Raw genomic sequence first — 11,672 nt, forward strand, 5'->3', positions numbered from 1 at the left:
AGCCGCCACGCCGACGTCGCCACGGCGCTCGCGGCGGTGCGGACGCGAGCCGGCGTCGGCGACCGCATCCTGGTGTTCGGCTCCTTCCATACGGCCGCCGCGGCACTGGCCTGGCTGGCGGCGAGTGAATCGGCGCCGGGTTAGTCCGGCATAGCGGCCGGTTTGCGGCCGCGGCCTTCGCCTGGCGTACCTCGCGGCGGCCTCGCGCCGGGCGTTTTCGCGCCCGCGGCCTTGCGCCGCAAGGATTCTGAATACAACGCTCCGGGCCAGGCATGCACACCGGTGCCTGCCCGCCGCGGGGGTATAATTCGCGCCGGTAACCGGCCTGCGAGTGATCGAGTAGCGATGGAACCTGCCCTGAAACAGCGATTGATCGGTGCGATGGTCCTGGTCGCACTGGCGGTGATCTTCCTGCCCATGCTGATCAAAGGGCCCGCGCCCGAAAGCGGCGCCTCTGATGTTCCCTTGACCTTGCCGGACGCGCCCCCGGGCGAAACCGAGACCCGCGAACTGCCGCTGGTGACCCCGGGCGATGCGCCGCAGGGCGGCGTGGTCGGCATGGAACCGGCCAATGTCGCCGAGCCGGCCTCGACCGGCAGCGACACCTTGCCGACCGTGGACACCGCGGCCGGCGCCAAGGCCATGCAGCCGGCGTCCACCGCCGGCGGCGACTACGCGGTCAGCTTCGGCAGCTACGCCAGCGCCAGCGACGCCGACCGGGTGATCGCCGCGCTGCACGCCGCCCGCCTGCCGGGCTACCAGGAAACCGCCGCCGGTGCCGGCGGCCGCACCTTGTACCGGGTCCGGATCGGGCCGTTCGCGACCCAGGCCGACGCCGAGGCGGCGCGACTGGGTTCGACCAAGGTCCGCAAGGACGTCAACGCGAAGGTCGTGGTGCTCAACGCCGATGCGGCCGACTCGGCCGATGCGCCGGTCGCCACGACCGCGCCGGCGGCCTCGGCGCCGTCGGTGAGCGCGCCGACCCCGCTGGGCGAGAGCAAGCCGCTCAAGCCCGCGGCGCTGCCGGCGGAAACGCCGAAGCCGGTCGCGGCCAAGCCCGCGGAAGTGAAACCGGCCAAGCCGGCCGAGGCCAAACCGGTGGTCCCGGCCAAGCCCGCCGAAACCAAGCCGGTCGCCACCACCAAGCCGGCCGAAACGAAGCTACCTGTCGCGAAGCCTGCCGAAGCCGCCAAGCCGGCAGCGAAGCCGGCCGCGGCCGGCACCGGTTTCGCGGTCCAGCTGGGCGCGTTCGGCAACGTCGAGGAAGCCAACAAGCTGCGCGACCGCGCGCGGGCCGCCGGCTTCAGCGCCTTCGTCGAACAGGTCCGGACCGACAAGGGCACGCTCAACCGCGTGCGCCTGGGGCCGGTGGTCGATCGCGCCGACGCGGACAAGCTGAAGGCGCAGGTCGCCGGCAAGCTCGGCGTCGGCGACGCGCTGGTCAAGCCGCATCCGTGACGGACCGCGGCGTGGCCTGCAGTTGAATACATCGGTGCAAGGCGCGCCGGTGCAGGGCGCGCCGCTCGAGCGTGCGCCAGCGACGAGAGGGAGCGTCACGCTATGACAGCACTGGATTGGGGTTTGTTGTTGATCGTCGGCTTGTCGGCGCTGCTCGGCATGCTGCGCGGCCTGATCGGCGTGGCGGTGTCGCTGGCGGCGTGGCTGCTGGCCGGCATCGCCGCGTATGTGTTCGGCGGCGAAGTGGGGCGCAGCCTCGGCGACGGGGAGATGGGCTGGCTGTCGTATCTCGGCGGCTATGCGCTGATCTTCGTGGCGGTGTGGATCGGCGTCGGCCTGTTCGGCATGGTGGTGCGGCGGATCGCGCACTCGGCCGGCTTGTCGGAAATGGATCGCCTGATGGGCCTGGGCCTGGGCGCGGTGCGCGGCGTGTTTTTCGCCTGCGCCTTGCTGGTGGTGCTGGGCATGACGACCTTGCCGCGCCAACCGGCCTGGCAAGGCTCGATGGTCGCCGCGGTGCTGATGCCCGGCGCGGAATTGATGCGCGCGGCGTTGCCGGACGCGATGGCGCGCAAGGTCGACCTGGAGGGGCGCGGCACTTCGTTGCAGGCGACGGTCCAGGCCGAGGCCAAGAACCTGGAAGACAAGCTGCCGAAGTTGTCCGGTGGACTGCCGGGCGGATTGCCGGGCGGGCTGTCGGACATGATGCCGAGCGGCGGCGGGACGGATTCGCTGCCGCAGGCGGTGCCCGAGGGCATGTCCGGCGGCCTGTCCGGGGCCTTGCCGGATGGCCTCGCCAACGGCTTGCCCGACGTCCTGCCCGAAGCGGTGCGCGACATGCTGCCGCAGAAGGGCCAGCAGGGTGCGCAGCCTGGCGCGACGGGCACGCAGATCAAGGGCGATCCGGCCAAGGTCGGCGCCGACCGCGGCCAGGACGACAAACGCGTTCATTAGCAACAACAACGACTCTCAGCAGGATCAAGCGCTATGTGCGGCATTCTCGGTATCGTCGGCAACACGGATGTCGCCGCTCAGCTTTACGACGGACTTACGGTGCTGCAGCACCGCGGCCAGGATGCGGCCGGCATCGCCACCGCCGACGGCGCGCGCCTGCGCGTGCACAAGGGCAACGGCCTGGTCAGCGACGTGTTCAACGAGACGGCGATGCGCCTGCTCGAAGGTCGCGTCGGCATCGGCCATTGCCGCTACCCCACCGCCGGCAGCGAAGGCTCCGACGAGGCCCAACCGTTCTACGTCAACTCGCCGTTCGGCATCGCGCTGGCCCACAACGGCAACCTGATCAACACCGACATGCTGCGGCGCGAAGTGTTCGAGCAGGACCGCCGCAACGTCAACACCGAGTCTGACTCGGAAGTGCTGCTCAACGTGTTCGCCCACGAACTCGACCGCCATCGCGCGCTGACCGCCGACTCGGCGTTCGCCGCGATCGAAGGCGTGCACCGCCGTTGCGTCGGCGGTTACGCGGTGGTCGCGACCGTGCTCGGCCTGGGCCTGGTCGCGTTCCGCGACCCGCACGGCATCCGCCCGCTGGTGCTCGGCAAGCGCAGTACCGGCGGCCAGGACGAGTACGCGGTGGCCTCCGAATCGGTGGCCCTCGACCTGCTCGGCTTCGAGCGCGTGCGCGACGTGCGCCCGGGCGAAGGCATCGTCGTCACCCCGCGCGGCGAGTTGTTCACCCGCGCCTGCGCGGAGCCGCGCCAGCACTCGCCGTGCATCTTCGAATACGTGTACTTCGCCCGTCCCGACTCGATGATGGACGACGTCTCGGTGCACAAGGCACGCATGCGCATGGGCCAGACCCTCGGCGAGAAGATCCTGCGCCTGCGTCCGGACCACGATATCGACGTGGTCATCCCGATTCCCGACACCTCGCGCGACTCGGCGCTGGAAATCGCCAACACCCTCGGGGTGAAGTATCGCGAAGGCTTCATCAAGAACCGCTATGTCGGCCGCACCTTCATCATGCCGGGGCAGGGCGAGCGGGCGAAGTCGGTGCGCCGCAAGCTCAATCCGATTCCGCTGGAGTTCCGCAACCGGGTCGTGCTGCTGGTCGACGATTCGATCGTGCGCGGCACCACCTCGCGGCAGATCGTGCAGATGGCGCGCGACGCCGGCGCGCGCAAGGTCTACCTGGCCTCGGCGGCGCCGCCGGTGCGGTTCCCGAACATCTACGGCATCGACATGCCCTCGACCGACGAGTTGGTCGCGCACGGCCGCACCGACGAGGAAGTGCAGACCCTGCTCGGTTGCGACTGGCTGATCTACCAGGACCTCGACGCCCTCGAACAGGCGGTGTCCGGTCCGAAGCACCGCATCGACCACTTCGACTCGTCCTGTTTCAACGGCGAATACGTCACCGGCGTGGAGCCGGGGTACTTCGAGCGCATCCAGCAACTGCGCTCGGACGAGGCCAAGAAGACGCGTCGCGCGTCCTGAGCCTGGAGTGCGCGCGGTGACTTCGCTGTTCGACGCCGCGCGCGCCTGCCTGGACGCCGACACCCCCGAGGCCAAGGTCGAGTTGACCTTCGCCGCCGCGCAGGCCTTCGCGCGCGGCGAGCTGGCGGTGCCCGACGATGCGCCGCCGCCCGAGCCGATCCGCATGCCGGGCCGGCCGGCCAAGCCGGCGCTGGTGCATCCGCGCGAATTGCCCAAGCGCGGTTTCGGCACGCCCGACGGCCGCGCCGCGTTCGTGCACGCGATCGCCCACATCGAATTCAACGCCATCGACCTGGGCTGGGACGCGGTCTATCGCTTCCGCGGTTTGCCGGCGCAGTTCTATGCCGACTGGGTCGGCGTCGCCAACGACGAGGCGCGGCATTTCAGCCTGCTGCGTGGACGCCTGCGCGAACTGGGCTACGACTACGGCGATTTCGACGCCCATAACGGTCTGTGGGAGATGGCCGAGAAGACCGCCCACGACGGCTTGGCGCGCATGGCCCTGGTGCCGCGGGTGCTGGAAGCGCGCGGGCTCGACGTCACCCCGGGCATGATCGTGAAACTGCGCTCGCTCGGTGACGAGGCGACCGTGGCGATCCTCGAAACCATCTTGCGCGAGGAAGTGGCCCACGTCGCCGCCGGCTCGCACTGGTTCCGCTGGTATTGCGAACGCGCCGGCGTCGACCCGTTGCCGCGCTTTCGCGAACTGCTGGCCGAGTACGCGCGCGCCGTACTCTACGGGCCGTTCAATTTCGATGCGCGCAGCGCCGCCGGCTTCGACGAGGAAGAGCTGCGCATGCTCGAGGCCTTCGCGGCCCGTTGAGCCGCCGCGGTCGCCGCGACCAAAGCGCATCCTCCTTTCTTTGTGCTTGCGGCGTGCAAATAAGCCATGAGTCCATTCAAAATCCTAACGAATGGCTGGCGATATCGGATGTCGCATACCGGGAAAATAGACGCGGAGGAGCTGAATCGAGGGATGAGAAGCATGTTGGAGTGCCACACACTGTGGGCGGCTGTGGGCATTCTGGAACGGCTTTGGAAATCCGCCAAAAAGCTACGCTCCGGAGTGAATAGGAAGAGCCATGTGTCGCTCGGCGGATTCAATTCCGATTCGCAACAGGAATTGGCCGAAATCTGAAGCAGGACGGCGGGCGACTCGATTCGCGTCATGGTCCGCCTGATCGAGTGGTTGAAACGTTGGAAAGCAAAGACGGGCAGCGAGGATGGCGGTGGGTGCTGTTCGGCAGCGACAGTGGGCAGGCGCCTTCTAGCGCGCTTGACTTCCGAAAGTTGGGAAGTGAGCCGTCGCGCGGCGCATTTCGGTGTGGACCAGCGCCCAGCCTCTTTGCCGAATCCACCAACTGACGCGGTTCTGCAATATCCCGTTCACACCAAGTCGACAGACTTCCGGGCTTCGCTCTGACGCCGCCCAAGAGCGGACTGCGCATTACGCGCGGCGGCCACTCTGATTTGGAAGTTCCCCTGAAATGACGACGAAGACGACGCTCCTCGCCGCCTCGATTCTGTTCTGCCTGTACGCCGGCAACAGCCTCGCCGCCGAAACCGCCGCCTCCTCCGCCACTGCTGTCGATCCGGCCACCGCCGCGGTCGGCGCGGGCGCGGTCGACGACGCCACCACTCTCGACGCGGTCTCCGTGGTCGGCACCGGCCAGACCCGCCAGGTGCAGTCGTTGGGCAAGCAGGACCTGCAGCGCGTGGCCGCCGGCACCAGCCCGCTCAAGGTCATGGCTAAGCTGCCGGGCGTGCATTTCCAGAGCTCCGATCCCTGGGGCAACTACGAGTGGTCGAGCAAGCTCAGCATCCGCGGCTTCTCGCAGCAGCAGCTCGGCTTCACCCTCGACGGCGTGCCGCTCGGCGACATGAGCTACGGCAACCACAACGGCCTGCACATCAGCCGCGCGATCGCCTCCGAAAACCTGTCCGGCGCCGAGCTTTCGCAGGGCAGCGGTGCGATCGACACCGCATCCTCGGGCAACCTCGGCGGTACCTTGCGCTTCTTCAGCGCCGACCCGATGGCTGAGTACGGCCTGCGCCTGGCCCAGACCGTCGGCAGCGACGCCACCAGCCGCACTTATGCACGCATCGACACCGGCGACCACAACGGCTTCAGCGCTTACCTCAGCGGCGTGTTCCACACCACCGACAAGTGGAAGGGCGAGGGCCCGCAGCGCAACGGCCAGTTCAACGGCAAGTTCGTCTACGCCAACGACGACGTCAAAGTGACCGGTTATGCCGCGACTTCGCGCCGCCGCGAGACCGACTACGCCGATCTTTCGCTCGAATCCGCGCGCCGCCTCGGCATGGATTGGGACAACTACGCCAACGACTGGCAGCGCGCGATCGACGCCGCCAACGGCAAGTTCAGCGGCGGCGTGACCAGCCTCGACGACGCGTATTACATCGCCCGCGGCGTGCGCGACGACGATCTGGCCTACCTCAGCGCCGACTGGAACGTCAGCGACGACCTGGTGCTGTCGGCCACCGCCTACTACCACAACAACCAGGGCCAGGGTCATTGGGCGACGCCGTACGCGGTCTCGCCGACCGTGCCGCTGCGCATGCGCACCACCGAATACGACATCGAGCGCACCGGCATCATGCCGAGCCTGACCTGGCAGATCGGCGACCACCGCCTGCAGGCCGGCCTGTGGCTGGAGAAGAACGCCCACGGCGTGCAGCGCAACTTCTACGACCTGCAGCGCAACGAAGCGCCGGACGAGATCTTCTTCTATCGCAACCCGAGCGCGCGCGTGTTCCGCCAGCGCTTCGACACCGACACCCGCCAGTTCTACGTGCTCGACCACATGGAGTTCATCGGCGGCCGCCTGGCCATCGACGCCGGCTTCAAGGGCCTGCGCGTGGAAACCGACGGCAAGACCCTGATCGGCGGCGCCAGCCGCGCCAGCGGCAAGCTGGTGTCGGAAGACAATTTCCTGCCGCAGCTCGGCGCGCGCTGGCAGTTGACCGAGCATGAGGAGATCTTCGGCTCCTACAGCGAAAACCTGTCGGCCTTCCGCACCGGCGTCAACGGCCCGCATTCGACCTCGCAAGCCGCGTTCAACGCCGCCGTCGCGTCGTTGGAGCCGGAAAGCTCCAAGACCCTGGAAGCGGGCCTGCGCACCAGCCGCGAGCAGATCGAGGCGTCGGTAGCGGTGTACCGGGTCAACTTCGAGAACCGCCTGCTCGCCATCGCGCGTTGCGCCGGCATCGTCGGCTGCGCCTCGAGCTTCGCCAACGTCGGCGACGTGGAAAGCCGCGGCGCCGAAGTGACCGTGGTATGGAAGCCGTTCGCCGGCTTCAGCTGGTACCACTCGCTGGCCTTCAACGATTCGCAGTACGAATCGGATTATCTCGACGGCACCACCCTGGTCCGCACCAAGGGCAAGCAGGTGGTGGACGCGCCCAAGCGTCTGTACGCCACCGAAGTGCGCTGGGAACGCGACGGCTTGTCGCTGCAGTTGGGCGCCAAGTACACCGACAAGCGCTACCTGACCTACCTCAACGATTCGCAGGTCTCGGGTTTCTGGGTGGTCGACGCCTCGGCCTCGTACGAGTGGAAGGAATTGTCCTGGGCGGATGCGTTCAAGCTGCAGTTGAACCTGACCAACGCCTTCGACAAGCAGTACTTCGGCAGCCTCGGCACCAACGGTTTCGTCGCCTCCGATCCGCGCGGCCTGAACTACACCGTGCAGTCGGGCGCGCCGCGCCAGGCCTTCCTGACCGCGGAAGTGCGTTTCTAACAAATGCGCCTCTAAGCGGCAGGCGCTGAGCCGTCCGCTGCCGTGCCGCATCGGATGCCGGTGCGGCACGGCGACGGGGTCTTGCTCGATCCCGTCGCCTCATGCGAACGCCTGGACTCGCGTCCGGGCGTTTTCGTTTGCGCGGCCGGTAGCGGGTCCGCTCAGTCCAGCGTCTGCAGGCGCGCGCCGTCGCGGTCGACGCGCAACACCGAGCCTTGCTCGTACCAGTCGCCGAGCACGATGCGCTGGCAGGCGCGGCCGGCGACTTCCAGCTCGTGCACGGCCGGGCGATGGGTGTGGCCGTGGATCATGCGGTCGAGGCCGTAGCGCGCGAAGGTGTCGGCGACCGTGGCCGGCGACACGTCGGTGATGGTTTCCATGCGGCCCTCGTCGCGCAGGCCGGCCTGGTGCGCCTTGCTCGCGGCGCGCGCCTGTTGCGCGAAGGCCAGGCGGGCCGCGAGCGGCTGCGACAGGAACTGCGCCTGCCAGGCCGGGTGCCGGGTCTGGGCGCGGAACTGCTGGTAGGCGAGGTCGTCGGTGCACAACAGGTCGCCGTGGCCGATCAGGGTCGGCTGGCCGTACAGCGGCACCACCGCGGGGTCGGGCAGCACGGTCATGCCGGCACGCCGCGCGTAGTCTTCGCCGAGCAGGAAATCGCGGTTGCCGCGGATGAAGTACACCGGCACGCCGCTGTCGGCCAGGGCCTTGAGCTCGCGCGCGACGAAGGCGCCGGTCTCGGACGGGTCGTCGTCGCCGACCCAGGCCTCGAACAGGTCGCCGAGGATGTACAAGGCCTGCGCGCCGCGGGCTTCGTCGCGGACGAAGCGGCCGAACAGCTCGGTGATCTGCGGACGCTCGGCGTCCAGATGGAGGTCGGAGATGAAGAGGGTCGTCATGGGCCTAGTTTAGCCACCGGCATTCATGGGCGCGTGGTGGGCCGCGGACGAGCCTGAGCGAGGCCGGGGGCGCCGCCGGTATCCGCCGTAGTGCAAGGCAGGCGGGCCTGGGGCAGGCGCCTGATGGGCATTAATCGAGCATCCTGCGCGGGCGCCGGTTCGCGGTTTCCCGACGCCTGCGCCCCGGCTCCGTTAAAATCCCCGGTCTCCCAGGATTCACCGAGCCCCGCATGACCTGCCGCACCCGTTTCGCCCCCAGTCCCACCGGTTACCTGCACATCGGCGGCGCGCGCACGGCGCTGTACTGCTGGCTGGAAGCGCGCCGCGCGGGCGGCCAGTTCATCCTGCGCATCGAGGACACCGACCAGGAGCGCAGCACCCAGGCCGCGATCGACGCGATCCTGGAGGCGATGCAGTGGCTGGGCCTGGACTACGACGAAGGCCCGATCTACCAGACCCACCGGCTGGAGCGCTATCGCGAGGTCGCCGAGCAGATGGTCGCGGCCGGCACGGCTTACTACGCCTACGAGACCAAGGAAGAACTGGCCGCGGCGCGCGATGCGGCGATGGCGGCGAAGGAGAAGCCGCGCTACAGCGGCGCCTACCGCGACCGCAACGAGCCCTTCCGCGACGACCCGAACCGGGTGATCCGCTTCAAGAACCCGCTCGACGGCAGCGTCGTATTCGAGGACAAGGTCAAGGGCCGCATCGAGATCGCCAACAACGAACTCGACGACCTGGTGATCTTCCGCGCCGACGGCTACCCGACCTACAACTTCGCCGTCGTCGTCGACGACCTCGACATGCGCATCAGCGATGTCGTGCGAGGCGACGACCACGTCAACAACACCCCCCGCCAGATCAACATCTACCAGGCGCTGGGCGCGCCGGTGCCGCATTTCTCGCACCTGCCGATGATCCTCGACGAAGAGGGCAACAAGCTGTCCAAGCGCACCGGCGCGGCCGACGTCATGCAGTACCGCGACGCCGGCTATCTGCCGCACGCGTTGCTGAACTACCTGGTCCGCCTGGGCTGGTCGCACGGCGACCAGGAGATCTTCTCCATCGAGGAGATGACCCGGTTGTTCGAGCTCAAGGACGTCAACTCCAAGGCCTCGCGTCTGGATTCGGCCAAGCTCGGCTGGCTCAACCAGCAATACCTCAAGAGCGACGACCCGGCCGCGGTCGGCCGCCACCTGGAATGGCATCTGCTCCATAACGGCTACGACCTGGCCAGCGGCCCGGCCCCGGCCGACGTGGTGATCGCCCTGCGCGACCGAGTCCAGACCCTCAAGGACATGGCCGAGCGCGCGTCTGTCTGGTATCGGCCGCTGACCGAGTACGACGATGCCGCGGTCGCCAAGCACCTGACCGCGAACGCGCGCGCGCCGCTGGTCGAGGCCCGCGCCCGCCTGGGCGGGTTGAGCGCCTGGACCGCCGAGACCGTCTCGGCCGCCCTGCACGAGACCGCCGAAGCGCTCGCCATCGGCATGGGCAAGGTCGCCCAGCCGTTGCGGGTGGCCATCACCGGCACCCAGGTCAGCCCGGACATCTCGCATACGGTGTACCTGGCCGGCCAGGCCCAGGCCTTGCAACGCATCGACGCCGCCCTCACTAAACTCCCTGCGTAGGAAGCATCGCGCCGCGACTATGGAGTCCGCCATGAGCACCAGCCACGCCTGTACCGATCCCCAGCACCACGTCCACGACGGCGACGCCTTCGTGCAGGAGGTGGAGCGGGCCTGCGACCAGCGCGGCTTGCGGTTGACTCCGATCCGCGCCCACGCGCTGCGCCTGATCGCCGCGGCCGGCAAGCCGATGAAGGCCTACGATCTGCTCGACCAGATGAAGGCCACCCACGACGCCGCCGCGCCGCCGACGATCTACCGCGCCCTGGATTTCCTGCTCGAGCACGGTTTCATCCACAAGCTCGCCTCGATCAACGCCTACGTCGGCTGCCACCACCCCGGCGGCGCCCAGCACGCGGTGCCGTTCCTGATCTGCGACAGCTGCCAGTCGGCGACCGAACTGGAAGACGAACGCATCGTCGACCTGCTCGAAGGCCGCGCCCGCGCGCTCGGCTTCGTGCCGCAGGCGCAGACCCTGGAAGTGCACGGGATGTGCGCCGATTGCGTGGCTGCCAGGGTTTAAGGCGGTTGGGGACTCGGGACTCGGGGTTCGGGATTCGGGATTCGGGACTGGGATTCGATTCGCGACTGCATAGCCGCGCGAGTCCGCCCTGTGAGCGACACCGCGGCGAGAGCGCCTTGTTGAACTAGTCCCTTTGGATAGGGGCTGCTCTTGCTGTGTGGCTGCGCTGTGCGTCGAGCTCAAAAGCAAATCCCCCAACCCCTTTTTGCGAAGCGCGGGAGCCGTGCAACTCGATGCTGCACAACCTTCCGATGATTCGCGTCTCCGGTGGGGCCCTTCAAGCCTTCGCCGGCACCAGACCCGCCGCGACCGGTTTCGCTTCGCGGATCGGCAGGTTCGCGACCGCGGCCATCAGGGCCAGGGCAATGTCGGCGTACCACATCCAACTGTAGTCGCCGAACTTCGCCATCGCGATGCCGCCGAACCAGGCGCCGAAGAAGCCGCCGATCTGGTGCGAGAACAGGGTCAGGCCGAACAGGGTGCCCAGATAGCGCGGCCCGAACAGTTTGCCGACCAGGCCGGCGGTCGGCGGCACCGTCGCCAGCCAGGTCAGACCCAGGCCGGCGGCGAACAGATAGAACGTCAGCGGGGTCGGCGGCGACAGCAGGTAGATCGCGATCATCGCCGCGCGGCTGGCGTACATCAGCGCGAGCAGGTGCTTCATGCGATAGCGCTGGCCGAGCCAGCCGGCGGCGAGGCTGCCGGCGATGTTGAACAAGCCGATCAGGGCCAGCGACACCGCCGAAACATTGTCCGACAGGCCGCACAGGGCGATCTCGCCGGGCAGGTGGGTGACGAGGAAGGCGATGTGGAAGCCGCAGGTGAAGAAGCCCAGGTGCAGCATCCAGTAGCTCGGGTCGCGCAGGGCGACGCGCAGTTGCGCGCGCAGGCCGATTTCGGCCGCCGGCGCGGCGACGACGCTGCCGGGCGCAGCGGCGGGCGCGACGCG

9 protein-coding genes are annotated in these 11,672 nt (G+C 68.4%); 7 read left to right on the top strand and 2 right to left on the bottom strand.

The genetic code is table 11. The features are described from left to right. The first annotated feature begins 345 nt into the window (after positions 1–345). The 5 genes from ACSAMQ_RS18005 (at position 346) to ACSAMQ_RS18025 (ending at position 7,676) form a co-directional block, all read left to right on the top strand. Positions 346–1,458: an SPOR domain-containing protein gene (locus ACSAMQ_RS18005; protein WP_435396979.1), complete on the top strand. Its 1,113-nt coding sequence runs from the start codon at positions 346–348 to the stop codon at positions 1,456–1,458. 102 nt (positions 1,459–1,560) lie between these two features. Further along, the gene (locus ACSAMQ_RS18010) at positions 1,561–2,412 is read left to right on the top strand and encodes a CvpA family protein (protein ID WP_435396980.1); all 852 of its coding nucleotides are present in this window, start codon (positions 1,561–1,563) and stop codon (positions 2,410–2,412) included. 33 nt (positions 2,413–2,445) lie between these two features. Beyond that, entirely contained in the window at positions 2,446–3,915 is a 1,470-nt protein-coding gene (gene purF, locus ACSAMQ_RS18015) for an amidophosphoribosyltransferase (protein WP_435396981.1), read from the top strand. Positions 3,916–3,922: 7 nt separating this feature from the next. After that, complete coding sequence (locus ACSAMQ_RS18020) at positions 3,923–4,738, top strand: ferritin-like domain-containing protein (protein WP_435396982.1); 816 nt, start codon at positions 3,923–3,925, stop codon at positions 4,736–4,738. Positions 4,739–5,402: 664 nt separating this feature from the next. After that, complete coding sequence (locus tag ACSAMQ_RS18025) at positions 5,403–7,676, top strand: TonB-dependent receptor (RefSeq protein ID WP_435396983.1); 2,274 nt, start codon at positions 5,403–5,405, stop codon at positions 7,674–7,676. Between the two features lie 161 nt (positions 7,677–7,837). Here ACSAMQ_RS18025 and lpxH read toward each other — a convergent pair whose 3' ends face one another. Continuing rightward, positions 7,838–8,572, bottom strand: coding sequence for a UDP-2,3-diacylglucosamine diphosphatase (gene lpxH, locus ACSAMQ_RS18030; RefSeq protein WP_435396984.1), 735 nt, complete (start codon positions 8,570–8,572; stop codon positions 7,838–7,840). Between the two features lie 230 nt (positions 8,573–8,802). Here lpxH and gltX point away from each other — a divergent pair, with 230 nt between their 5' ends. Both gltX and ACSAMQ_RS18040 read left to right on the top strand, forming a co-directional pair. Next, positions 8,803–10,203 (top strand): glutamate--tRNA ligase, encoded by a 1,401-nt coding sequence (gltX, locus tag ACSAMQ_RS18035; protein WP_435396985.1) that lies wholly within the window; start codon positions 8,803–8,805, stop codon positions 10,201–10,203. 31 nt (positions 10,204–10,234) lie between these two features. Continuing rightward, entirely contained in the window at positions 10,235–10,723 is a 489-nt protein-coding gene (locus ACSAMQ_RS18040; RefSeq protein WP_435396986.1) for a transcriptional repressor, read from the top strand. A 277-nt stretch (positions 10,724–11,000) separates the two neighbouring features. On the opposite strand, the gene ACSAMQ_RS18045 is transcribed toward ACSAMQ_RS18040, so the two are convergent. Further along, positions 11,001–11,672 (bottom strand): MFS transporter (locus ACSAMQ_RS18045; RefSeq protein ID WP_435396987.1); only part of this gene is annotated, 672 nt, incomplete at its 5' end.

It is taken from the genome of Lysobacter sp. 1R34A (assembly GCF_051217035.1).
Lineage (GTDB): Bacteria > Pseudomonadota > Gammaproteobacteria > Xanthomonadales > Xanthomonadaceae > Lysobacter.